The 23,405-nt window shown below is 73.4% G+C and carries 24 protein-coding genes; 6 read left to right on the forward strand and 18 right to left on the reverse strand.

Annotation, left to right across the window (positions count from 1 at the left end):
* Positions 1 to 30 precede the first annotated feature (30 nt).
* On the reverse strand, positions 31 to 1,320 hold the full coding sequence (locus ACI79S_RS10490; protein ID WP_456593369.1) for an adenylosuccinate synthase: 1,290 nt from the start codon (positions 1,318 to 1,320) through the stop codon (positions 31 to 33).
* A gap of 112 nt (positions 1,321 to 1,432) precedes the next feature.
* On the opposite strand from ACI79S_RS10490, the gene ACI79S_RS10495 reads away from it, so the two are divergent.
* From ACI79S_RS10495 to ACI79S_RS10505, 3 genes are read left to right on the forward strand one after another with little or no spacing between them, the layout of a single operon-like run.
* Positions 1,433 to 2,047, forward strand: a complete 615-nt coding sequence (locus ACI79S_RS10495; protein ID WP_456593370.1) for a hypothetical protein — start codon at positions 1,433 to 1,435, stop codon at positions 2,045 to 2,047.
* 38 nt (positions 2,048 to 2,085) lie between these two features.
* A complete protein-coding gene (locus ACI79S_RS10500; protein WP_456593371.1) occupies positions 2,086 to 3,219 on the forward strand; it encodes an ABC transporter permease in 1,134 nt (377 codons plus the stop codon).
* The gene (locus tag ACI79S_RS10505) at positions 3,216 to 4,052 is read left to right on the forward strand and encodes an ATP-binding cassette domain-containing protein (protein WP_456593372.1); all 837 of its coding nucleotides are present in this window, start codon (positions 3,216 to 3,218) and stop codon (positions 4,050 to 4,052) included. The genes ACI79S_RS10500 and ACI79S_RS10505 overlap by 4 nt, the downstream gene beginning before the upstream one ends.
* A gap of 40 nt (positions 4,053 to 4,092) precedes the next feature.
* Here the strand turns inward: ACI79S_RS10505 and ACI79S_RS10510 are convergent, their stop codons facing one another.
* The 8 genes from ACI79S_RS10510 to ACI79S_RS10545 form a co-directional block, all read right to left on the reverse strand.
* A complete protein-coding gene (locus ACI79S_RS10510) occupies positions 4,093 to 4,239 on the reverse strand; it encodes a GPGG-motif small membrane protein (RefSeq protein ID WP_456593373.1) in 147 nt (48 codons plus the stop codon).
* Positions 4,240 to 4,391: 152 nt separating this feature from the next.
* Positions 4,392 to 4,814 (reverse strand): DUF3151 domain-containing protein, encoded by a 423-nt coding sequence (locus tag ACI79S_RS10515; protein WP_456593374.1) that lies wholly within the window; start codon positions 4,812 to 4,814, stop codon positions 4,392 to 4,394.
* Between the two features lie 2 nt (positions 4,815 to 4,816).
* Complete coding sequence (fbaA, locus tag ACI79S_RS10520; RefSeq protein WP_456593375.1) at positions 4,817 to 5,851, reverse strand: class II fructose-bisphosphate aldolase; 1,035 nt, start codon at positions 5,849 to 5,851, stop codon at positions 4,817 to 4,819.
* Between the two features lie 206 nt (positions 5,852 to 6,057).
* Positions 6,058 to 6,693 (reverse strand): pentapeptide repeat-containing protein, encoded by a 636-nt coding sequence (locus ACI79S_RS10525; RefSeq protein WP_456593376.1) that lies wholly within the window; start codon positions 6,691 to 6,693, stop codon positions 6,058 to 6,060.
* Positions 6,694 to 6,696: 3 nt separating this feature from the next.
* Positions 6,697 to 8,049 carry an FAD-dependent oxidoreductase gene (locus ACI79S_RS10530; RefSeq protein ID WP_456593377.1) on the reverse strand — a complete coding sequence of 451 codons (1,353 nt, stop codon included), beginning with the start codon at positions 8,047 to 8,049 and terminating at the stop codon, positions 6,697 to 6,699.
* On the reverse strand, positions 8,046 to 9,464 hold the full coding sequence (locus ACI79S_RS10535) for an FAD-binding oxidoreductase (protein ID WP_456593378.1): 1,419 nt from the start codon (positions 9,462 to 9,464) through the stop codon (positions 8,046 to 8,048). The genes ACI79S_RS10530 and ACI79S_RS10535 overlap by 4 nt, the downstream gene beginning before the upstream one ends.
* A gap of 53 nt (positions 9,465 to 9,517) precedes the next feature.
* Entirely contained in the window at positions 9,518 to 10,072 is a 555-nt protein-coding gene (pyrE, locus tag ACI79S_RS10540) for an orotate phosphoribosyltransferase (protein ID WP_456593379.1), read from the reverse strand.
* A gap of 51 nt (positions 10,073 to 10,123) precedes the next feature.
* Positions 10,124 to 10,792: a fasciclin domain-containing protein gene (locus ACI79S_RS10545; protein WP_456593380.1), complete on the reverse strand. Its 669-nt coding sequence runs from the start codon at positions 10,790 to 10,792 to the stop codon at positions 10,124 to 10,126.
* A 111-nt stretch (positions 10,793 to 10,903) separates the two neighbouring features.
* Between ACI79S_RS10545 and ACI79S_RS10550 the strand changes: the two genes are divergently transcribed.
* On the forward strand, positions 10,904 to 11,365 hold the full coding sequence (locus tag ACI79S_RS10550; protein WP_456593381.1) for a hypothetical protein: 462 nt from the start codon (positions 10,904 to 10,906) through the stop codon (positions 11,363 to 11,365).
* Positions 11,366 to 11,378: 13 nt separating this feature from the next.
* Here ACI79S_RS10550 and ACI79S_RS10555 read toward each other — a convergent pair whose 3' ends face one another.
* Together ACI79S_RS10555 and clpB are read right to left on the reverse strand one after the other, a co-directional pair.
* Entirely contained in the window at positions 11,379 to 12,119 is a 741-nt protein-coding gene (locus ACI79S_RS10555) for a hypothetical protein (protein WP_456593382.1), read from the reverse strand.
* Between the two features lie 164 nt (positions 12,120 to 12,283).
* Positions 12,284 to 14,869 (reverse strand): ATP-dependent chaperone ClpB, encoded by a 2,586-nt coding sequence (gene clpB / locus ACI79S_RS10560; RefSeq protein ID WP_456593383.1) that lies wholly within the window; start codon positions 14,867 to 14,869, stop codon positions 12,284 to 12,286.
* A 216-nt stretch (positions 14,870 to 15,085) separates the two neighbouring features.
* Between clpB and ACI79S_RS10565 the strand changes: the two genes are divergently transcribed.
* Entirely contained in the window at positions 15,086 to 15,550 is a 465-nt protein-coding gene (locus ACI79S_RS10565; protein WP_456593384.1) for a MarR family winged helix-turn-helix transcriptional regulator, read from the forward strand.
* Positions 15,551 to 15,638: 88 nt separating this feature from the next.
* Positions 15,639 to 16,076 (forward strand): OsmC family protein, encoded by a 438-nt coding sequence (locus tag ACI79S_RS10570; RefSeq protein WP_456593385.1) that lies wholly within the window; start codon positions 15,639 to 15,641, stop codon positions 16,074 to 16,076.
* 61 nt (positions 16,077 to 16,137) lie between these two features.
* Here the strand turns inward: ACI79S_RS10570 and ACI79S_RS10575 are convergent, their stop codons facing one another.
* From ACI79S_RS10575 to dnaK, 7 genes are all read right to left on the reverse strand, one after another.
* Complete coding sequence (locus tag ACI79S_RS10575) at positions 16,138 to 17,811, reverse strand: MFS transporter (protein WP_456593386.1); 1,674 nt, start codon at positions 17,809 to 17,811, stop codon at positions 16,138 to 16,140.
* Positions 17,812 to 17,864: 53 nt separating this feature from the next.
* Positions 17,865 to 18,347 (reverse strand): MarR family winged helix-turn-helix transcriptional regulator, encoded by a 483-nt coding sequence (locus tag ACI79S_RS10580; protein WP_456593387.1) that lies wholly within the window; start codon positions 18,345 to 18,347, stop codon positions 17,865 to 17,867.
* A gap of 111 nt (positions 18,348 to 18,458) precedes the next feature.
* Complete coding sequence (locus ACI79S_RS10585) at positions 18,459 to 18,935, reverse strand: MarR family winged helix-turn-helix transcriptional regulator (RefSeq protein WP_456593388.1); 477 nt, start codon at positions 18,933 to 18,935, stop codon at positions 18,459 to 18,461.
* Positions 18,932 to 19,384 (reverse strand): heat shock protein transcriptional repressor HspR, encoded by a 453-nt coding sequence (locus ACI79S_RS10590; protein ID WP_456593389.1) that lies wholly within the window; start codon positions 19,382 to 19,384, stop codon positions 18,932 to 18,934. Before ACI79S_RS10590 ends, ACI79S_RS10585 begins: the two co-directional genes overlap by 4 nt.
* Positions 19,381 to 20,586, reverse strand: a complete 1,206-nt coding sequence (dnaJ, locus tag ACI79S_RS10595; protein WP_456593390.1) for a molecular chaperone DnaJ — start codon at positions 20,584 to 20,586, stop codon at positions 19,381 to 19,383. The genes ACI79S_RS10590 and dnaJ overlap by 4 nt, the downstream gene beginning before the upstream one ends.
* A 34-nt stretch (positions 20,587 to 20,620) precedes the next feature.
* Entirely contained in the window at positions 20,621 to 21,382 is a 762-nt protein-coding gene (grpE, locus tag ACI79S_RS10600) for a nucleotide exchange factor GrpE (RefSeq protein WP_456593391.1), read from the reverse strand.
* Positions 21,379 to 23,253 (reverse strand): molecular chaperone DnaK, encoded by a 1,875-nt coding sequence (gene dnaK / locus ACI79S_RS10605; RefSeq protein WP_456593392.1) that lies wholly within the window; start codon positions 23,251 to 23,253, stop codon positions 21,379 to 21,381. The genes grpE and dnaK overlap by 4 nt, the downstream gene beginning before the upstream one ends.
* Between the last annotated feature and the right edge of the window lie 152 nt (positions 23,254 to 23,405).

The following is a 23,405-nucleotide window of genomic DNA, read 5'->3' on the forward strand; positions in this document are numbered from 1 at the left end:
GCTGTCGCCCCAATTACCGGGCGGGCGCGCTCACGCGATCAGATCGTGGATCACGACGTTCTCGTCGCGGCCCGGGCCGACGCCGATCACGCTGACGCGGGCCCCGGAGAGCTCCTCCAGCCGCCGCACGTAGGCCTGGGCGGCCGCCGGCAGCTCGTCGAACGTCCGGCAGTGCCGGATGTCCTCGAACCAGCCGGGCATCTCCTCGTAGATCGGCTTCGCGTGGTGGAAGTCGGTCTGCGTCATCGGCATCTCGTCGTGCCGGACGCCGTCGATCTCGTAGGCGACGCAGATCGGCACGGTGTCGAGCCCCGAGAGCACGTCGAGCTTGGTGAGGAAGTAGTCGGTGATCCCGTTGACGCGGCTGGCGTAGCGGGCCACGACGGCGTCGAACCAGCCGCAGCGCCGGTCGCGCCCGGTGGTGACGCCGACCTCTCCGCCCTGCTTGCGCAGGTACTCGCCCCACTGGTCGTGCAGCTCGGTGGGGAACGGGCCGGAGCCGACGCGGGTGGTGTAGGCCTTGAGGATGCCCACGACGCGCTCGATCCGCGTGGGGCCGACCCCGGCGCCGACGGCGGCCCCGCCCGCGGTCGGGTTCGACGACGTGACGAACGGGTACGTGCCGTGGTCGACGTCGAGCAGCGTCCCCTGCGAGCCCTCCAGCAGCACCCACTCGCCGGCGTCCAACGCCTTGCCCAGCAGGAGGCGGGTGTCGACGATGCGGTGCTTCAGAGCCTCGGCGTACTGGGTGTACTCCTCGACCACCTCGTCGACGTCGATCGCCTTGCGGTTGTAGACCTTGACCAGGATCTGGTTCTTCTCCTGGAGCGTGCCCTCGAGCTTCTGCCGGAGGATCGAGAGGTCCAGGAGGTCCTGCACGCGGATGCCCACACGGGCGACCTTGTCGCCGTAGGCGGGGCCGATGCCCCGGCCGGTGGTGCCGATCTTGCGCTTGCCCAGGAACCGCTCGGTGACTTTGTCGAGCGCCCGGTGGTGCGGCATGATCAGGTGCGCGTCGGAGGAGATGACCAGCCGCGAGGTGTCCACCCCGCGCTCGTCCAGCCCGGCGAGCTCGCGGATCAGCACCTCGGGGTCGATCACCACGCCGTTGCCGATCACCGGCGTGCAGCCCGGCGTCAGGATCCCCGACGGGATCAGGTGCAGGGCGTACTTCTCGCCGTCGGGCGTGATCACCGTGTGGCCGGCGTTGTTGCCGCCCTGGTAGCGGACGACGTAGGGGACGCGGCCGCCGAGCAGGTCGGTGGCCTTGCCCTTGCCCTCGTCGCCCCACTGGGCACCGATCAGCACGACAGCGGGCATCGGCTCCTGGGTCTCCTGTTCGGTGGGGTGACGGTCGGCGCGCGACACCCGGATCGATCCGGCCGGCAGGTCGGCCGGGACGGTGGGGCTGGACGGATGACAGGGTATCGGCATGTCGTCGGTCGAGTTGGACCTCCGCCGCCTGGGCCCCGGGGAGGCGCCGTTGCGGAGCCAGCTGGAACCGGTCGCCACGGCCGGGCAGCTGGTGGTGCGCGGCCCGGTCGCTGCGCTGTCGGCGGTGCTGGCGACGCTGCTCAAGGCCGGGCGCACGGCGGAGGTGCCGGTGGCCTGGGAGCCGACGGCCGACAAGGGCTCGGCCGCCCTGGCCCGTGCGCTGGAGCTGGGCACGGGCACGACCCGGGACCTCACCCTGGTCCGCGACGACCACGGTGGTGTGCTCCTGCACCACGGCCGGATCGAGGCGCCCGGGACCGGCCGGCGCTCCCTGTCCCGCCGGCTGGGCCTGCAGGCCCACCACGACGACATCAAGGTGGCCGACGGCGAGATCACCCGGATCGACGTCCGACCGGACTGGACCGCCGTCGACACCATCGGCGTGACGGTGATGACCCAGCCGCTGCGCCCCACCCGGCAGACCAGCGGACGCGCCCTGCAGGTCGCCTCGGACCCCGCCCGAGTGGTGCGCGACGGGGTGCCCTACGTGCGCCCCGTCGACCGGTGGACCTGGTACGCCGACGACCGGGTGCGGTGGCGCCTGGTCCCCTAGGAGCGGTCTGCGCGGGGCCGGGGCCGTCGTGGACACTGGTGGGGCACCCGACCGCCCGAGGAGGACCCGCTGCCGACGTCCTGCCGTCCCGCTGGGTCGACGTGCCGGTGATCACCGACCCGCGCACCTCGTTCGGCTCCCGCGCCGCCCCGGCACCCGCCGGCCGCCCCTTCCTGGTGCGCACGCTGTCCCGGCCGAGCCTGCCTGCCGTCGTCGGACTCCTCGTGGTCGTCGCCTTCTTCGCGGTGCGGGTGCCGGACCTGGTCAGCCCCTTCGGGCTGGCGACGGTCCTGGACACCGCGGCGCTGCTCGGCATCGGCGGCGTCGCGGTCGCGCTCCTGCTGGTGGCAGGGCAGTTCGACCTCTCGGTCGGGGTGATCGCCGTCGCCAGCTCGCTGCTCACGGCGCTGCTCATCGGCCACGCGGGGTGGAGCACCTGGCCGGCCCTGGTCGTCTCCCTGCTGGCGGCGCTGCTGGTCGGCGTGGTCAACGGCGTGCTCGTCGTGAACACGGGTCTGCCCAGCTTCCTGGTGACCCTCGCGACCTTCCTGATCCTGCAGGGCACCTCGCAGGCCGGGGCGCAGGAGGTCGCCGGCGGCACGCGGGTCAGCGGTCTGGACCAGGCCCCGGGCTGGTCGTCGGCGACGGCCGTCTTCGACGCGACCGCCCAGCTGGGCAACGGCCGGTTCAGCGTGAGCATCCTCTGGTGGCTCGGCCTCACCGCGCTGGCCACCTGGGCGCTGTGGCGGACCAAGTTCGGCAACGCGGTGTTCGCCAGCGGTGGCGCCCGGCAGGCCGCGCGGGAGCTGGGCGTACCGGTGCGGCGGACCACGGTGGCGCTGTTCTGCCTCACCGCGGCCGCGGGCTGGCTGCTGGGCACCATGACGCTCGTGCGGCTGGGCAGCGTCCAGGCCGGCGGGACCGTCGGCATCCTCAGCGGGATCGACTTCATCGTGGTGGCGGTCATCGGCGGCTGCTTGCTGACCGGCGGCTACGGGTCGACGGTCGGCGCCGCCGTCGGCGCCCTGCTGTACGCGGTGGCCCGGCAGGGCATCACCCTGGCCGACTGGGACACCCGCTGGTTCCAGGCGTTGCTGGGGGTGCTGCTGCTGGTGGCGCTGCTGGCCAACGGCGAGGTGCGCCGGCGGCTCCGCGCGAGGCCACGGTCGTGACCCCCGATCTCCCCGCCGACGAGACCCCGGCGCCCGGCACGACCCCGGTCGTGGAGCTGCGCGGCGTCACCGTGCGGCACGGCAGCGTGCCGGCGCTGAGCCGGGTCAGCGCCGCGCTGCTGCCGGGGCAGATCACCTGCGTCCTCGGGGAGAACGGCTCCGGCAAGTCGACGCTCGTGTCGGTGGTCTCGGGGCTGCGCCGGCACGACGAGGGCACGTTGCTGGTGGAGGGCGTGCCCACGCGGTTCCGGTCCCCCCGGCAGGCGCGGGACGTGGGCATCGCCACCGTGTGGCAGGACCTCGCCGTCGCCCCGCTGCTGTCGGTGTGGCGGAACTTCTTCCTGGGTGTCGAGCCCACCCGGGGGGTGTGGCCGCTGCGCCGCCTCGACCTGGACGGAGCCCGCGAGACCACCGTGCGCGCGATGGCCCGGGTCGGTGTCACCGGGCTGGACCCCGACCAGCCGGCCAGCGCCCTGCGGGCCGGGGAGCGGCAGAGCCTCGCCGTCGCCCGCGCCCTGCACTTCGGCGCCCGCGCGCTGGTGATCGACGAGCCCGTCACCCCCATGACCGTGGCGCGCCAGACGTTGTTCGGGCAGGCCGTCCTCGCGGCCCGCACCCAGGGGCTGGCGGTCGTCGTCGTCACCAACAACCCGCGCTACGCCCACCTCATCGGCGACCGGTTCCTGCTGCTGGCCCACGGGCAGGTGGCCGGGAACCTCACCCGCGACGACGTCGACGCCGACGTGCTCACCGCCCTCATGGCCGGCGGGGACCAGCTGACCACCCTGACCGACGCGCTCACCGCGCTGCACCCGGAGCTCGGCGAACGGTGAAACTCCCCCGGGCCCCCGCCGCGCGGGGGCCCGGGGCCGGTCAGGTGAAGATGCTCACCCCGCCCGGGCCGACCAGCAGCCCCACGACGATGAGCACGATCCCCCACAGCATCTGACCGCGGAAGATCGAGACGATCCCGCTGATCACCAGGATCACCGCCAGGATCCACAAGATCGTTGCCAGCATCCGTAACGTCCCTCCTCCGGGCACCCTCTCGGCACCGTGCACGCTCCGTGGTTGCCGCTGGCGGGCTCCGGCAAACCCGGGGGCGGAAAACGCAGGTGAAAGCGTGACGGGCGGTCCGCGCCGGCGGACCGCCCGTTACCGATGGTGACCCCTCAGGGAACCAGCGTCGGATCGCAGTCCCGGAGCAGCTGGGTGCAGCGCTCGGCCTCGGCCGTCTCGCCAATGGCCTCGGCCGCCCGCGCCAGAACGGTCACGCAGCGCAGGAACCCCCGGTTCGGCTCGTGCGACCACGGCACCGGGCCGTAGCCCTTCCACCCGTTGCGGCGCAGCGCGTCGAGCCCGCGGTGGTAGCCGGTGCGGGCGTAGGCGTAGGCCTGGATCGTGTCACCGAGCGCCCGCTCGGGGCGGCTCATCGCCTCCTCGGCCAGCCCCGCCCACACCGCGCTCACGGTCGGGTGGTGCGCGGCGACCTCGGCGAGCGTGGCGCCCTCGGCGAGCTCGGCGTCGGCCTCCGGCGTGGCCGGCAGCAGCGTGGCCGGCGGCTCGCCCAGCAGGTTGCCGTGGGAGTGGCTCATCGTCACGCCCCCTGCGACTGGCCGGCCGAGAGCAGGTGCTCGCACGCCTCGACGACACGGGCGGCCATGCCGGTCTCGGCGGCCTTGAGGTAGCTGCGCGGGTCGTAGGTCTTCTTGTTGCCGACCTCGCCGTCGATCTTCAGCACCCCGTCGTAGTTGCTGAACATGTGGCCGGCGATCGGGCGGGTGAAGGCGTACTGGGTGTCGGTGTCGACGTTCATCTTCACGACGCCGTAGGAGAGCGCCTCGCGGATCTCCGACTCGGCCGAGCCCGAACCGCCGTGGAACACCAGGTTGAACGGCTTGGCGTCCTCGCCGAGGCCGAACTCCTTGGCGACCAGCGCCTGGCCGCGCTGCAGCACGTCGGGGCGGAGCTTGACGTTGCCCGGCTTGTAGACGCCGTGCACGTTCCCGAAGGTCGCCGCGAGCAGGTAGACCCCGCGCTCCCCCAGCCCCAGCTTCTGCGCGGTGCGCAGGAAGTCGCCGTCGGCGGTGTAGAGCTTCTCGTTGATCTCGGCGACGACGCCGTCCTCCTCACCGCCGACGATGCCGATCTCGAGCTCCAGCACGAGCTTGGCGGCGGCGGACTTCTCCATCAGCTCCTCGGCGATGTCGAGGTTCTCACCGAGCTCGATCGCCGAGCCGTCCCACATGTGCGACTGGAACAGGGGCTCCTGCCCGGCGTCCACCCGGTCCTGCGACAGCGCGATGAGCGGGCGGACGTAGGAGTCGAGCTTGTCCTTGGGGCAGTGGTCGGTGTGCAGCGCCACGTTGATCGGGTACTTCTCGGCCACCACGTGGGCGAACTCGGCCAGCGCCACCGCGCCGGTGACCATGTCCTTGACCCGGGTGCCCGAGCCGAACTCCGCACCTCCGGTGGAGAACTGGATGATCCCGTCGCTGCCGGCGTCGGCGAAGCCGCGCAGCGCCGCGTTGATCGTCTCCGAGGAGGTGCAGTTGATCGCCGGGTAGGCGAACCCGCCCTCCTTCGCCCGGTTGATCATGTCGGCGTAGACCTCAGGGCTGGCGATGGGCATGCGGGCACTCCTCCGTCGGGAACGGCTGTACTGCGCTGTACGTGCGGACGTCGGTGATCAGTATCGCGCTGTGCCCCCTGCCTGCGACAGCGTGGGCGGCAGCGGAGCCCGACCGGGCGACACCGGGTCAGCCCGCGTCCTCCGCCAAGACCGGCGGAGCGAGCGTCGCGGCGACGGCGCACCGGGGGTGGCCGCGGCCCCGCGCGTCACGGCCGGCCCGTCCGCCTCGGCTGGTCCGCCTCGTCCTCCCCCACCCGGAGCCCGAGCGCGGCCGCGACCTGCGCCGCCTGCGCGAGGTCGATCCGCGCCCCGGTCAGCCGGAGCTCGCGCGGGTCGAACGCCGGGAGATCGCTGCCGCGCAGGTCGGCGCCGCCGAGATCGGCCTCGTGCAGCTCGGCCCCGGAGAGGTCGACGTCGCGGAGCCGGACGCCGGCGGCGCGCACGGCGCTGAGGTCGGCCTCCCGCAGCCGCGTACCGCGGAAGGACGCCCGCCGGAGGTCCGCCCCGGGCAGGACGGCGAAGGACCAGTCACCGCCGTCGACGGTGAGCTGGTCGAACGAGCACCGGTCGAACACCGCGCCCACGAGCTTGCACCCGGTGAGGGTCGCGGAGAAGAACGAGCAACCGGTGAAGGTGCAGTTCACGAAGGCGGCGTCGGTGAGCTGGGCCAGGGAGAACCGGCAGTCGTGGAACGTGCAGTCGGTGAAGGTGGCCCCGGTGCCGGTGGCCTCGGTGAGGTCGACCGCGCTGAAGGCGACGCCCTCGTGCTCCTGGCCCGTGAGGTCCGCGCCGTACCAGTCCGCGTTCCGCACGTCGGCCGCCGGCAGCACGCGGCCGGGCACCGGTCAGCCCTGCTCGATGCGGCTGACCACCCGCGCGGCGACGACCACCGGGTCGTAGGTCGGCGAGAAGGGCGGCGCGTAGGAGAGGTCCGAGCCCGCGAGGTCCTCGGCGGTCATCCCCGCCCAGATGGCGGCGGCCAGCACGTCGATCCGCTTGCCCGATCCGGGGCCGCCGACGATCTGGGCGCCGAGCAGCCGCCCGGAGCCCGCCTCGCTCAGCAGCTTGATCGCGATCTCCTCGGCGCCCGGGTAGTAGCCGGCCTTCGTCGTCGCCTCGATCGTGTCGGTGCGGTAGTCGAACCCGGCCTGCTCGGCCTCGGTGGTGCACAGCCCGGTGCGGCCGATCTCCAGGTCCCCCACCTTGGTCAGCGCCGTGCCCAGGGCCCCGGCGAAGCGGGCCGCCCGGCCGCCGACGACCGAGCCGGCCACCCGGCCCTGCTTGTTCGCGTGGGTGCCCAGCGCGATGTGGGTGGCCTCGCCGGTGACCCGGTGGAAGGTCTGCGAGCAGTCGCCGGCGGCGTAGATCTCCGGGTGCGAGCGGCTGCGCTGGGTGCGGTCGACGGCGATGGCGCCGGTGGTGCCGAGCCGGATGCCGGCCTGCTCGGCCAGCGCCACCTCGGGGCCCATCCCCAGGCCCAGCACGACGAGGTCGGCGTCGTAGCTGCCGGCGTCGGTGCGCACGCCCCGCGCGCGGCCGGACTCGTCGACCAGGATCTCGCGGACCGCCTGATCGGGGTGCATCTCCATGCCCATGGCGCCCATGCCGGCGCACACCCGTTCGGCCATGTCGGCGTCGAGCAGCTGCATCGGCAGCGGGTCGGCGAGGACGACGGTGACCTCCAGCCCGCGCCGCTGCAGCGCCTCGGCCATCTCCAGCCCGATGTAGCCGCCGCCCAGGACCAGGGCGCGGCGCGGTCCGGCGTCCAGGGCGGCCCGGATGTCGGCGCCGTCGTCGAGCCGGTGCACGCCGAAGACGCCGGGGGCGTCCAGGCCGGGGATCGGCGGGCGGTTCGGCCGGCCGCCGGTCGCGACCAGCAGGCGGTCGTAGCCGATCCGCTCGCCGCTGTCGGTGACGACCTTCCCCGCGTCGGCGTCGATCTCGATCGCACGGGTGCCGGTGTGGACGGTGATGTCCCGGGCGGCGAACTCCGCCGGCGTCCGGGCGATCAGCTCGTCCCGGCCCTGGACCTGCCCGCCCACCCAGTACGGGATGCCGCAGGCGGAGTAGGAGACGACGTCGCCCTGCTCCAGCACGACGATCTCCAGGTCGTCGTGGCTCCTCAGTCGGCGAGCCTGCGCCGCTGCGGACATCCCTGCCGCATCGCCCCCGATGACGAGGAACCGCTCCCTGCTCATCGCCCCAGCGTGGCACCCGCCGGCGCGCTGCGGAACACCGTGCCGGGGTTGAGCAGGCCGGCGGGGTCGAGCGCGGACTTGATCGAGCGGTGCACGTCCAGCGACACCGGCCCGATCTCGCGCTCCAGCCAGTCGACCTTGAGCACGCCCACCCCGTGCTCGCCGGTGATCGTCCCGCCCAGCGACAGCCCGAGCTCCAGGATGTCGTCGAAGGCGGCGTAGGCCCGCTGCCGCTGGTCGGCGTCGCCGCCGTCGAAGCAGACGGTGGGGTGCATGTTGCCGTCGCCGGCGTGCCCCACGACCCCGATGACGACGTCGCGCTCCGCGGCGATGCGGTCGCAGCCGTCGAGGAACCCCGCGATCCGCGAGCGGGGCACGGCGACGTCGTCGATGAGGATCGCGCCCCCGACCTGCTGCAGGGCGGGCAGCGCCATGCGCCGGGCCGCGAGGAGCAGGTCGCCCTCGGCCTGGTCGTCGGTGGAGTGGACGAACTGCGCGCCGGCCTCCTCGCACAGCGCGGTGAGCGTCGCGATCTCGTCGGCGGCCGCCACCCCGCCGGTGTCGGACTGCGCCACCAGCAGCGCGCGGGTGTCGTGGTCGAGGCCGGCCTTGAGCACCTGGTCGACGGTGCGGATGCAGGTGTTGTCCATGATCTCCAGCAGGCTGGGCACCAGCCCGGCGGTGACCACCCGCTCGACGACCTGCCCCGCCTGCGCCGTCGTGGCGAAGGAGGCGGCGAGGGTGACCGGTGCCTTCGGTGCGGGCCGCAACGCGAGCGTCGCCTCGGTGATGACGCCGAGGGTGCCCTCGGACCCCACGAACAGCCGGGCGAGGTCGTAGCCGGCCACGCCCTTCACCGTGCGGCGACCGGTGCGGAGCACCCGGCCGTCGGCCAGCACCACCTCCAGGCCCAGCACGTAGTCGGTGGTGACGCCGTACTTGACGCAGCACAGACCGCCGGAGTTGGTGGCGAGGTTGCCGCCGATGGTGCACCAGTCGTAGCTGGAGGGGTCCGGCGGGTAGAACAGCCCGCTGCCTGCGACCGCGTCGCGCAACTGCTTGTTCACCACCCCCGGCTGGACGACGGCCAGCCGGTCGGCGGCGGAGACCTCCAGCACGGCGTCCATGCGGGTCATCACCAGCGTGATCCCGCCGTCGACGGCGTTGCTGCCGCCCGCGAGCCCGGAGCCGGCGCCGCGCGGGACCACCGGGAGGCCGTGCCGCGAGGCGACCCGCATCACCGCGACGACGTCGTCGGTGCGGCGCGGGAACACCACCGCCGCGGGGGTACCGGCGGGCGCCATCATCGCCTGGTCGCGGGCGTAGCCGGCCGTCACGTCGGGGTCGGTCAGGACGCCGTCGGGGCCGAGGGCGTCCTGCAGTTCGGCCACCCACGCCGTCGTCACTGTGGTCACCGTCACACCGTAGCCACCCCGACGATGATCAGGTCACCTGATCATCCGCGTGGTCAGCCGAGGTCGAGGTCGGCGAGGGTGAAGGCGGCCCGGTACTCGAAACCGGCCTCCTCCACCGCCGCGCGCCCGCCCCGGTCGACGATCACCGCGATGGCGACCACCTCCGCGCCGGCCTCCTGCAGCGCCTGCGCCGCGGTCAGCGGGCTGCCGCCGGTCGTGGAGACGTCCTCGACGACGAGGACGGCGCGGCCGGCGACGTCCGGCCCCTCGATCCGGCGCTGCAGGCCGTGCGCCTTGCCCGCCTTGCGGACGACGCAGGCGTCGAGGAAGCCCTCGCCCGCCGCGGCGGCGTGCAGCATCGCCGTGGCCACCGGGTCGGCGCCGAGGGTGAGCCCGCCGACGACGTCGTAGCGCAGGTCGCCGGTGAGCTGCCGCATCACGCGGCCGACGAGCGGTGCGCCCTCGTGGTGGAGCGTGAGCCGGCGCATGTCGATGTACCAGTCGGCCTCCTGCCCGGAGGAGAGCGTGACCTTCCCGTGCACCACGGCGAGGTCGAGGATCAGCTGCAGCAGCCGGTCGCGGTCGGGCAAGGTCGGGGCAGCTGTCATGGGAGGGACCCTACTGAGCGCCCGGCGGGCGGGGTCGGGACGACGCAGGTCTCACAGGCCGGCGGGCTGGAGCACCTGGTCGATGACGTAGACGGTCGCGTTCGCCGTCTGCAGGTTGCCGCAGATCACCGTCGCCTCCTCGCCGACGACGGTGGCATCGGCGCCGATGGTGAAGTCCCCGCCGGAGCCCTCGATGGTCACCTCGTCGTTGTTCAGCGTGGTGTGCGTGCCGGCCAGCTCGTCCGGGGCCAGCCGGCCGGGGATGAGGTGGTGGGTGAGCACCGCGGTCAGCGCCGGGGTGTCGGCGAGCAACCCGTCGAGCGCCTCCGCCGGGAGGGCCTCGAACGCCTGGTTCGCCGGCGCCAGGACGGTGATGTCCTCCGTGCTGTTCAGGGTGTCCACCAGGTTCGCGGCCTGCACGGCCTGCACCAGGGTCGACAGCGCCGGGGTGTTGCCGGCCGCGGTGGCCACCGGATCGGCGCTCATGCCCTCGAAGCTGCCGGGGCCCTCGGTGGCCACCGCAGCGCAGCCCTCGCCGAACGGCTCGTCGGGTACCGGCGCCGCCGCGCTGGTCTCCGGGGCGGCGCTGCTGGTACCGGGGGTGGTGGCGGCGGTGGTGGCGGTGCTCTCGGCGGAGTCGTCGGAGCCGCAGGCGCTGAGCGTGATGGCCAGGCCGGAGACGGCGGTGAGCAGAACGCCGCGGGTCAGGGTGCGCGTCATGGGGGTGATCCTGTCTGGTTCCCGGCGACGGCGGCGACGCGATCGGGTGGTGCGCCGGCGCCGCCCCGGCGTCCCGCCGGTCGCGACCGGGCCGTCTGCCAGGCTGGGCCGGTGCCGGCCGAACCCCGCCCCCGCCCCGCCGACGGAGACCCATCCCCGCAGGCACCGCCGTCGGCCAAGGTCGCCATCGCCCTGCTGGCGACCCTCGCCGCCCTGCTCCTGCTCTACGTGACGATCACCTGGCTCGGGCGCGACGGCGTCGTCGAGGCGCTGACCGAAGCCGGGCTCACCCGGGACGAGGCGCAGCAGTTCCTGCTGATCAACACCACCGCCCCGCTCGTCCTGGGGGTCGGTTACGGCGTCTCGGCCTGGGCGCTGGCGGGCCGCCGCCGGTGGGGCCGCTGGACCGGGCTGGTCGCGACGATCGTGCTGGCGGTGGTGCTGCTGTCGACGATGCTCACCGCGGGCGGCGCCACCGTCGTCGCGCTGCTCCTGCTGGTGCTGTCGGTCGCGGCGGCGACCAGCCTGGTGGCGCGCACGACGCGGGACTGGGTGAACGCCGGCCCGGCCTGAGGCCCGGTGCGGATCAGCCCTGCCCGGTGGCGCGCTGCCACTTGCGGAAGCGGTACCAGTCGTTGGACGGCTTCGCCGCCAGCAGCACCACCCCGGCTGCGGTGAGGGCGAGCTGGAACCAGGTGAGCGTGGTGACGAACGGCAGCGGCCCGCTGGCGACGGCGTTGAACGGGCCGGAGAGCAGCGTGAGGCCACCGAGGATCCACAGCACGATCCGCGCCCAGTTGCGGCCCTGCCAGGCGAACCACAGGAACAGCAGCTGCAGGGCGAGCATCAGGACGGTGATGCCGACGGTGACCCGGCCGATGAGCTCGGCGAACGCCTCGGGGTCGATGCCCTCGAACTCGGGGCCCTCGAGGTCGGTGCCCGACTGGTCCAGCGTCCAGGCGACGAACTCGTCCCAGTTGAGCAGCGTGGCGACGGCGGCCACGGCGCTGAGCACCAGCGCGGCGAGGAAGGCGCCGAGCCCGGCGCGCACCGTGACCGGCCGGTCCAGGGGCGCCGGCGCGCCAGGTCCGCCGCCGGTGGGGGCCGAGGGAGCAGGCGCGTAGCCGTACGGGTTCTGGCCGTACGGGTTCTGGGGCCCCTGGCCGTACGGGGGCTGACCGCCATACGGAGGCTGACCGCCGTACGGAGGCTGACCGCCGTACGGAGGCTGACCCGAGGGCTGGCCCCATCCCGGCTGCGGCCGGTCGCCCTGTCCCTCGGGCTGCCCCTGCTGCTGGCCGTGCTGGTCGTCCTGCCCCGCCGTCATCACGCCTCCGTGTCCCGGTCCCCCTCGTCGCCGCGATCATGGACGACGACGCGGTCAGGGACCAGCAGGGCACGCGGTCGCACCCGATCAGGCGGCCCGCCCGCCGGACCCGCGAAGGGCCCGGCGGGCGCGCCGGCGGGTGCCGGGACCTCCCGCGGGCGCGGCTACGCGCCTCGGGTGACGCGCAGGCCCTCGACGTCGCCACCCGGCCAGTCGACGACGACCTCGTCGCCGTCCCGGATGTCGCCCGACAGCAGGGCCTTGGCGAGCTGGTCACCGATCGCCGACTGCACCAGCCGGCGCAGCGGGCGCGCCCCGTAGACCGGGTCGAAGCCGTTGAGCGCCAGCCAGTCGCGGGCGGCGTCGGTGACCTGCAGCGAGAGCCGGCGCGCGGCCAGGCGGCGGGCCAGGACCCCGACCTGGATGTCGACGATGCCGGTCAGCTCCTCGCTGCCCAGGGCCCGGAACACCACGACGTCGTCCAGCCGGTTGAGGAACTCCGGCTTGAAGTGCGTCCGGACGACGTCCATGACGGCCGAGCGACGCCGCTCCTCCGGCACCGACTGATCGGCGATGATCTGCGACCCGAGGTTGGAGGTCAGGATCAGGATGGTGTTGCGGAAGTCCACCGTCCGGCCCTGGCCATCGGTGAGCCGGCCGTCGTCGAGCACCTGCAGGAGGACGTCGAAGACGTCGGGGTGCGCCTTCTCCACCTCGTCCAGCAGCACCACGGTGTAAGGACGCCGCCGGACGGCCTCGGTGAGCTGGCCGCCGGACTCGTAGCCGACGTAGCCGGGCGGGGCACCCACGAGCCGGGCCACCGAGTGCTTCTCGGAGTACTCGCTCATGTCGACGCGGACCATGGCGCGCTCGTCGTCGAAGAGGAACTCCGCCAGCGCCTTGGCCAGCTCCGTCTTGCCGACACCCGTGGGGCCGAGGAACAGGAACGACCCGGTCGGGCGGTCGGGGTCGGCGACGCCGGAGCGGGCCCGCCGGACGGCGTCGGCGACCGCCCGCACCGCGTCCGGCTGCCCGACGACCCGGTGCCCGAGCTCCTCCTCCATGCGCAGCAGCTTCTGGGTCTCACCCTCGAGCAGCCGGCCGGCGGGGATGCCGGTCCAGGCCTGGACGACCTCGGCGATGTCGTCGGGGCCGACCTCCTCCTTCAGCATGGAGGCCTGCTCCTCGACCGACGCCTCGGCCTCGGTCAGCGCCTTCTCCAGCTGCGGCAGCTGCCCGTAGCGCAGCTCGGCGACGCGCGCCAGGTCACCGTCGCGCTCGGCGCGCTCGGCCTCCGTGCGCAGCCGCTCGAACTCCTCCTTGATGTGCTGGATGCGGGTGATCGCGGTCTTGTCCTGCTGCCAGCGGGCGGTCAGCTCGGCCAGCTCCTGGCGCTTGTCGGCGAGGTCCTCGCGCAGGGCGGCGAGGCGCTCGAGGGACGACGGGTCGTCCTCCTTGGCCAGCGCCATCTCCTCGATCTCCAGCCGGCGCACGGCGCGCTCCACCTCGTCGACCTCGACCGGGCGGCTGTCGATCTCCATGCGCAGCCGGCTGGCGGCCTCGTCGACCAGGTCGATCGCCTTGTCCGGCAGGAACCGGGACGTGACGTACCGGTCCGACAGGGTGGCTGCGGCGACGATCGCGCCGTCGGTGATGCGCACACCGTGGTGCACCTCGTAGCGCTCCTTGAGCCCGCGGAGGATGCCGATGGTGTCCTCGACGCTGGGCTCGCCGACGAAGACCTGCTGGAAGCGCCGCTCCAGCGCGGGGTCCTTCTCGATGTGCTCGCGGTACTCGTCCAGCGTGGTGGCGCCCACCATGCGCAGCTCACCGCGGGCGAGCATCGGCTTGATCATGTTGCCGGCGTCCATGGCGCCGTCGCCGGTCGCGCCGGCGCCGACGATGGTGTGCAGCTCGTCGATGAAGGTGATGATCTCGCCCTCGGCCTCGGTGATCTCCTGCAGGACGGCCTTCAGCCGCTCCTCGAACTCACCCCGGTACTTCGCGCCGGCGACCATGGACGCCAGGTCCAGCGCCATGAGCCGCTTGCCCTTGAGGCTCTCCGGGACGTCGCCGGCGACGATCCGCTGGGCCAGGCCCTCGACGATGGCCGTCTTGCCGACGCCCGGCTCCCCGATGAGGACGGGGTTGTTCTTGGTCCGGCGGGAGAGCACCTGCACCACCCGGCGGATCTCGGTGTCACGGCCGATGACCGGGTCGATCTTGCCGTCCCGGGCGCGCTCGGTGAGGTCGACGGCGAACTTCTCGAGCGCCTGGTAGGTGGCCTCGGGGTCGGCGCTGGTCACCTTGCGGTTGCCGCGCACCGTGCGGAAGGCCGCCAGCAGCGCGTCGCGGGTGGCCCCGGCGCTGGTGAGGACGGCCGCGGCCTCCCCCTCCGAGCCGGCCAGCCCCACGAGCAGGTGCTCCGTGGAGACGTACTCGTCGCCGAGGGCCCCGGCCTGCTCGGACGCGGCGTTGATCACCCGGAGGAACTCGCGCGAGGGTGCGGGCGCGGAGACCGTCGCGCCGCTGACGCTCGGCATGCGGCGCAGCGCGGCATCGGCCTTGCTGCGCACGTCGGCCGGGTCGGCACCGACAGCGGTCAGCAGCGGCCCCGCGATGCCGTCGGCCTGCTCCAGCAGGGCGACCAGCAGGTGCAACGGCTCCAGAGCCGCCTGACCCCGGCCGACGGCGAGGCGCTGAGCGCCGGCGACGGCCTCCTGCGAGCGGGTCGTGAGCTTGCTCTCCATGCTCGGGCGCACGTCCTTTCGTGTGTCTGGGGGCGCCGTCCGTCCGTGGCGGCGCCATCGACTTCCCCAACGCACCAGGGGTTGAGTCTGTTCCGCTCAACTCTGCCCCGCGCGGCCGCCCCGGCGCACCCCCGACCGGCGGGCAGGTCCCCCTTCCGGGCGGGCACAAGGGCGGAAGGTCCCGAGTCCGCCGCCGTCGCCCCCTAGACTGGCGGCATGACCGCCCTGCCAGCCCCGAGCGTCGCCCTCGACGATCAGCTGTGCTTCGCGCTGTACGCCGCGTCCCGGGCGGTGACCGCGCGGTACCGCCCCATGCTCGACGCGATCGGTCTGACCTACCCCCAGTACCTGGTGATGCTGCTGCTCTGGGAGCAGGACAACCAGACGGTCGGCCAGCTGGGTGCTCGCCTGGCCCTGGACAGCGGAACGCTGTCGCCCCTCCTCAAGCGCCTGACGGCCGCGGGACTTGTCACCCGCCACCGGCGGGTCGAGGACGAGCGGTCGGTCTCCATCGCCCTCACCGACGCCGGCCGGGCCCTCGAGGACAAGGCCGTGGCCATCTCCGAGGAGATGATCGGCGCGATCGGCTTCGACGCGAGCGAGTTCGACGACCTCAAGGCCCGCCTCCGGCTGCTCACCGAGCGGGTCAACGGGACGGTCGAGGTCCCCGAGCAGGCCTGATCCGCGCGGTAGCTCGCGCTCCGGGCGGGTAGGAGGGCGGCCACAGCGCCGCCCGAGCCAGAGGCGGCCACGGCCCGGAAGGGGCAGCATGCCCACTCGTACCGCCCGCACCGCCTGGAACGGCACCCTGCAGGAGGGCTCGGGGCAGGTGGAGCTCTCCAGCTCCAAGATCGGCACCTACGAGGTGTCCTTCCCCAAGCGCACCGCCGACGAGGCAGCCGGCGCCACCAGCCCCGAGGAGCTGATCGCCGCGGCGCACTCCGCCTGCTTCGCCATGGCGCTCTCCAGCGAGATCGGCAAGGCCGGCGGTACCCCGCAGTCGCTCGAGGTCTCGGCCGACGTCACCCTCGGCCAGCAGGACGGAGCCCCGGCGATCACCGGCATCAAGCTCACCGTGCGCGGCGAGGTTGACGGCCTGGACGCCGCCGGTTTCGACAAGGCCGCACAGGCGGCCAAGGCCGGCTGCCCGGTGAGCAAGGCGCTGACCGGCACCGAGATCACGCTGGACGCCTCGCTGGAGGGATGACCCCCGGCTGAACCGGCGACGGCCCGCCTCCCTCAGGGAGACGGGCCGTCGGACGGTCCGGTCAGCGGGTGGCGGGCCCGGATCCGGCGTGCGCCACCTCGCCGGTCCGCTCGCCCGCGGCATTCCGGCCCTCGAGGGCGTCGGTGTCGATGCGGACGGCGTCGGCCCGCTCGGCGCGCTCGCGCTCGTCTCCGGTATCGGTGCGCAGCGCCACCTCGCGGATGAACAGCACGGCGAGCACCGCCACCACCGCCACCACCGCGGAGATCAGGAACACCCGGCCGGTCGCGTCGCCGTAGGACATCCGGATCAGCTCCCGGACGGGCGCGGGCGCATCGGCCAGGTCGGCCAGGCCGACGTCGCCCCCCGCGGCCGCCGCGGCACCGGGGACCCGGGCCAGGCCGTCCCGGATCAGGTCACCGACGTGGTTGCTCAGCACCGCACCCAGGACCGAGACGCCGATCGTGCCGCCGAGGCTGCGGAAGAAGGCGACCGCGGAGCTGGCCGCCCCCAGGTCGCTGGCCGCCACGGTGTTCTGCACGGCGAGGACGAGGTTCTGCATGCTCATGCCGATGCCGACGCCGAGCACGAACAGGAAGGCGCTGAACACCACCATGTCCGTCTCGTGGTCGATGGTGGAGAGCAGCGCGAACCCCGCCACGACCAGGACCGAACCGGACGTGAGGTAGGCCTTCCACCGGCCGAACCGGGTGATCAGCAGACCCGACACCGTGGAGGAGATCAGCAGCCCGCCGACCATCGGGATGGTGAGCAGCCCGGCCTCGGTGGGCGAGTAGCCGCGCGAGATCTGCAGGTACTGGCCGAGGAACACCGTCGAACCGAACATCGCCATGCCGACGGCGACGCTGGCGATGATCGCGAGCGTGGTCGTGCGGTCGCGGAACAGGCGCAGCGGCACGATCGGCTCCACCGCCCGCACCTCGGTGACGAGGAAGGCGGCGATCGCGAGCGCGGCCCCGCCGAGGAACAGCGCCGTCTCGACCGAGGCCCAGTCGAAGCTGCCGCCGGCCAGGGTCACCCAGATCAGCAGCGCGGAGACGGCCGCGGTCAGGAAGGCGGCACCGAGGTAGTCGATCGTCACGTCCCGCTTGGTGACCGGCAGGTGCAGCGTGCGCTGCAGCAGCACCAGCGCCACCGCGGCGAAGGGGACGCCGACGTAGAAGCACCAGCGCCAGCCGAGCCAGCTGGTGTCGACGAGCAGCCCGCCCAGGAGCGGCCCACCCACGGTGGCGACCGCCATGACCGAGCCCATGAGCCCGGCGTACCGGCCACGCTCGCGCGGGCTGATCATCGCCGCGATGGCGATCTGCACCAGCGCCTGCAGTCCCCCCAGGCCCAGCCCCTGCAGCACGCGCCAGGCGATCAGCGTGTCCACCGACTGCGCCAGCCCGGCCAGCATCGAGCCGACGATGAAGATCACGATGGCCAGCTGGATGAGCAGCTTCTTGCTGAACAGGTCGGCCAGCTTGCCCCAGATCGGCGTGGAAGCCGTCGACGACAGCAGCGTCGCGGTGACCACCCACGTGTACTGGTTCTGCGTGCCGCGCAGCTCGGTGATGATCGTCGGCAGGGCGTTGGAGACGACGGTCGAGGACAGGAACGCCACGAACATCGCCAGCAACATGCCGGACATGGCCTCCAGCACCTGGCGGTGGCTCATCCTCCCCTGCTGCTCGACGGGCGCCTCGGCTGCGGAGGTCTGCGGGGTGCTCACGGGACTCCTGGACGGAACTGGTGCGGAACGGGGTGGGAGAGAGGGCCGGGCGCTCATCCGGCGACGCCCAGGGGGGCCGTGCGCGGGGACGCGCTCAGCACGTCGATGTCGGCGACCAGCCGCTCGAGCAGGTCGGCCAGCCGCCGGGCGTCCTCCTCGTCCCAGCCCGCCAGGGCGGTCAGCGCCCACTCCCCGCGGAGCGCCCGCGAGGTGGCGAGCGCCCGGACCCCCTGGCCGGTGAGCCGGAAGAGCGCGGCCCGGCCGTCGCGGGGGTCGGGGCGACGGTGCACGTAGCCGGCCCGCTCCAGGGCGGCGAGCTGCCGGCTGGCGACGGAGCCGTCGACCCCGGCGAGCGCGGCGAGCGCGCTGCAGCGGAGGTCCTCCTGCCGCTCGAGCGGGGAGAGCAGGGGCCAGCCGAACGACGGCAGGTCGCCGTGCAGCTGCACGGCCGCACGGGAGCTCAGGTGCCGGCCGGCGCGGATCAGCTGGGCCACGCCGGCCGTGAGCCGGTCACGCGTGGCGGGGTGCATGGGCATGGGACGTCCTCGGGACGGAAAAACGCTTGTAGACCGCAACCATACGATCATATGGTTGCGGTCTACAACGAGATACCGTGTGTCGTCGGCCACGCCCGACCCGGGGCCGGGTCAGCGCTCCGCGGACTCCGCCTCCCGCGCCTCGCCGATCCGGTTCAGCCGCTCGAGCAGCACGGCGAGCGTCGCCACGTCCTCGGCCGGCCAGTCGGCGAGGTCGCTCTCCCAGCGGGCCCGGCGGACCGTGCGGATGCCCGCCAGCCGCGCCGCCCCCTCGGCGGACGGCCTCAGCACCTGCGCCCGGCCGTCATCGGGGTCCGCCGCCCGGTCGACCAGTCCCAGCTCCACGAGGCTGGACAACTGACGGCTGACGGTGCTCTTGTCCAGCCCGAGCCGCGCGACCAGGTCACTGGCCCGCAGCGGCCCGGCGTCCTGCAACAGCGCCAGCAGCCCGTACGCGGCGCCGTCCAGATCGGGGTGCAGCTCGCGCGCCAGCCGGGTCGAGATGGCCCGGGACCGCCGGAGCAGCAGCCCGATCTCCCGCTCCAACGAGACGAAGGCCTCGTGGGCGTCGACGTCCGGCCCGCTCACCGGGCGCCTCCCGGGCGCCAGACGACCAGGGCCGAGCTCTGCCGCCGGTGCGGCACCAGATCGGCGCGGTAGGCCGCCGGGATCGCGGCCTCCGCCGCGATCCGCCGGTTCTCGGAGTGCTGCAGCTCCTCGAGCAGCTCGTGCACCCGGGCCTGCAGCGCCTCGACCTGGGACTCCAGGTCGATGATCCGCTTGATGCCTGCCAGGTTGACCCCGTCCTCCTGCGACAGCCGCTGCACCTCGCGCAGCAGCGCGACGTCGCGAGGGCTGTACCGCCGCCCTCCGCCGGAGGTCCGGCCGGGGCTGACCAGCCCCAGCCGGTCGTACTGCCGCAGCGTCTGCGCGTGCATCCCGGCCAGCTGGGCCGCCACGGAGATCACGAACACCGGGGCGTCGTCGGCGACGGCCGGGCCCGCCTCACCGAGCGGGCCGCCCGAGGGCCTGGTCATCCCTCACCTCCACCCCGCACCGCGGCGGTGATCTGCGGGCGCGGGTCCTCGTCCATCTCCTCGGCCAGGGCCTCGACCGCCTTGCGCTGCGCCGGGGTCAGCCGCGCGGGGACGGCGATCTCGACGGTCACGAGCAGGTCGCCGGCGCGGCCCTTGGCGGGCACGCCCCGCCCGCGGACCCGCAGCGTGCGGCCGCTCGCGGTGCCGGCCGGCACCCTGAGGGACACGGTGCCGTCCAGGGTCGGCACCGTCAGCGTGGTGCCGAGCGCCGCCTCGGCGAAGGTGATCGGCACGGTCAGCGTGAGGTCGTCGCCCTTGCGGCCGAACAGCTGGTGCTCGGCGACGTGGACGACGACGAACAGGTCGCCGGCCGGGCCGCCCCGCCGCCCGGGTGCGCCCTTGCCGGGCAGCCGGATGCGCTGGCCGTCCTTGACCCCCGCCGGGATCCGCACGGTGATGGTGCGGGTCTGGCTGGTGACCCCGCTCCCGGCGCAGGTGGGGCACGGGTCCTCGACGACCTGACCGCTGCCGCGGCAGTTGCGGCACGGCTCGGAGAAGGCGAAGGCGCCCTGGCTCCGGCTGGTCACCCCGGCGCCCTGGCACACCGGGCAGGTGTGCGGGGAGGTGCCGGGGCGGGCGCCGCTGCCGGCGCAGGTCGCGCAGCTGCCCGGGCTCTGCATCCGCAGTGGCACGGTGACGCCGAGGACGGCCTCCTCGAAGGAGAGCGTCGCCTCGGTCTCGACGTCCTGACCCCGCGCGGGCCCGGATGCGGCCTGGCTGCGCGCACGCGCGCCACCGGCCCCACCGAACAGCCCGCCCAGGATGTCGCCCAGGCCGCCTGCCCCCCGGGCGCCCGCCCCGGCGCCGGCCGCACCGAACAGGTCGCCGAGGTCGAACGGCTGCCCGCCGGCCCCGCCGCCCGGGAAGCCGCCGGGGAACCCGGCACGGGCACCGGCTCCCCCGGCGCCGAACAGCCGTCGCGCGTCGTCGTACTCACCGCGCCGCTTGGGGTCGGAGAGCACGTCGTAGGCCTCGGAGACCTCCTTGAACCGCGCCTCGGCCGCGGTGTTGCCCGGGTTCTTGTCCGGGTGCAGCTCCGTGGCCAGCTTGCGGTAGGCCTTCTTGATCGCGGCGGCGTCGGCGTCCTGGGGGACGCCGAGCGCGCCGTAGTAGTCCTTCTCGATGAAGTCACGGGTGCTCATCGGACGCCCCCTCTCGCGCTCGGTCGGACGCCGCTCAGCCGGCGGCCTGGTCGGTTGGCTCGGCGGACTCCCCGGACTCGGCGGAGGCCGCGGCAGGCGCCGGCGCCTCCGGCTCGGTGACGGCGACCATCGCGGTGCGCAGCACCCGCTCGCCCCGGCGGAAGCCCTGCCGCAGCACGGTCGTGGCCGTCGGCACGCTCACCTCGGGGGAGGTGTCGTGCATGACGGCCTCGTGCAGCGACGGGTCGAACTCGTCGCCGGCCTTGCCGAACGCCTCGACCCCGAGACCGTCGAGCAGCCCGAGGATGCGGTCGGCGACCAGCTTGAAGGCGCCGGTGAGGTCGCCGTGGTCGCGAGCGCGCTCGATGTCGTCGACGATCGGGAACAGCTGGGTCGCGAACCGCTCCGCGGCCTGGTCGACGACGAGCGACCGGTCACGGTCCACCCGCCGCCGGTAGTTGGCGTACTCGGCGGTGACCCGCTGCAGGTCCCCGGTGCGCTCGGCCAGCTGCTGGGCCAGGTCGCCGTCCGCCGCCGGCTGCGGCGCGGCGCCCCCCTGCGACTCCGTGCCCTGCTGCGGCGCCGCGTCCTGCTGGGGCGCCGTGCCCTGCTGCGCGCCCGCGGCCTCGTCGGCGGCCGGCGTGTCGTACTCGCTCATCTGCTCCCCTGGGAGGTCGGTACCGGGCCGGACGCCGGCCGGCTGCTCGCCGGCCGGCGTCCGCACTGCGCCAGTGGTGGGGTCGATGCGCCGCCTGTCGCGGATCACGACCCGCGGCTGCTCTTCCCTGTCCGTCATCGGCGGTCGGTGTCCTCGTCGACGATCTCGGCGTCGACGACGTCGTCGTCACCGGAGGCCTGGGCACCCGTGGCACCGGCACCGGCCTCGGCACCGGCCTCGGCACCGGGAGCTCCGCCGGCCGCCTCGGCCTGCTGGGCGTAGAGCGCCCCGCCGACCTCCTGGGAAACCCGGGCCACCTTCTCCTGGGCGGACTTGATGGCCTCGATGTCCGAGCCGCCGAGGGCCGAGCGCAGCTCGGTCAGCGCCTCACCGAGCTCGTCCTTCTTCTCGGCCGGGATCTTGTCGCCGTTCTCGGCCAGGAACTTCTCGGTCTGGTACTGCAGCGACTCGGCGAGGTTGCGGGTCTCGGCCTCCTCGCGGCGGCGCTTGTCCTCCTCGGCGTGGGCCTCGGCGTCCTTCATCATGCGCTCGATGTCCTCCTTGGGGAGGGCCGAGCCGCCGGTGATGGTCATCGACTGCTCCTTGCCCGTGCCGAGGTCCTTGGCGGACACGTGCACGATGCCGTTGGCGTCGATGTCGAAGGCGACCTCGATCTGCGGGACGCCGCGCGGCGCCGGGGGCAGGCCGGTCAGCTCGAACATGCCGAGCTTCTTGTTGTACATCGCCATCTCGCGCTCGCCCTGGAACACCTGGATCTGCACGGACGGCTGGTTGTCGTCGGCCGTCGTGAAGATCTCCGAGCGCTTGGTCGGGATCGTGGTGTTCCGCTCGATGAGCTTGGTCATGATCCCGCCCTTGGTCTCGATGCCCAGGGACAGCGGGGTGACGTCGAGCAGCAGCACGTCCTTGACCTCGCCGCGGAGGACACCGGCCTGCAGCGCGGCACCGATGGCGACGACCTCGTCGGGGTTGACGCCCTTGTTGGGCTCCTTGCCGCCGGTCAGCTCGCGCACCAGGTCGGTGACGGCCGGCATGCGGGTCGAGCCACCCACCAGGACGACGTGGTCGATCTGGCCGACGGAGATGCCGGCGTCGCGGATCGCCTGGTTGAACGGCGCGCGGGTGCGGTCGAGCAGGTCCTGGGTCAGCCGCTGGAACTCGGCGCGGGTGATCGTGACGTCCAGGTGCAGCGGGCCCTCGGCGCCGGCGGTGATGTAGGGCAGGTTGATGTTGCTCGACTGCGCGCCCGACAGCTCGATCTTGGCCTTCTCTGCGGCCTCGCGGAGCCGCTGCATGGCCAGCTTGTCCTTGGACAGGTCGATGCCGTTCTGGGCGCTGAAGGTCTGCACCAGGTGCTTGACTACGCGCTCGTCCCAGTCGTCACCACCGAGGTGGTTGTCACCGGCGGTGGCCTTCACCTCGATGACGCCGTCCCCGATCTCGAGCAGGGAGACGTCGAAGGTGCCGCCACCGAGGTCGAACACGAGGATCGTCTGCTCGGTCTCGCCCTTGTCCAGGCCGTAGGCCAGCGCGGCCGCGGTCGGCTCGTTGACGATGCGCAGGACGTTGAGGCCCGCGACCTCACCGGCCTCCTTGGTGGCCTGGCGCTGCGCGTCCTCGAAGTAGGCCGGCACGGTGATGACGGCGTCGGTGACCGGCTCGCCCAGGTAGGTCTCGGCGTCCCGCTTGAGCTTCTGCAGGATACGGGCGGAGATCTCCTGCGGCGTGTACTTCTTGCCGTCGATCTCGTCGGTCTTCCAGTCGGTGCCCATGTGCCGCTTGACGCTGCGGATGGTGCGGTCGACGTTGGTGACCGCCTGGTTCTTGGCCGACTGGCCGACGAGGACCTCGCCGTTCTTGGCGAAGGCGACGACCGACGGGGTGGTGCGCGAACCCTCGGAGTTGGCGATGACCGTCGGCTCACCGCCCTCGAGGACGGTGACGACGGAGTTGGTGGTGCCGAGGTCGATACCGACCGCTCGAGCCATGGGAGATGGCCTCTCTTCCGTGTGCTGGGTGGTGCTGGTCCGTGTGAGGAGTCGAGCGCGACCGCATTGCGCGTGGTCGGCTCAACTTTCCTGTCCACCGTAACGGCAAGCCGTGCTGTCGTGTTCCCGGGGGAGCGACCCCGCCCCGGCCC

Source organism: Blastococcus sp. SYSU DS1024 (assembly GCF_054050795.1).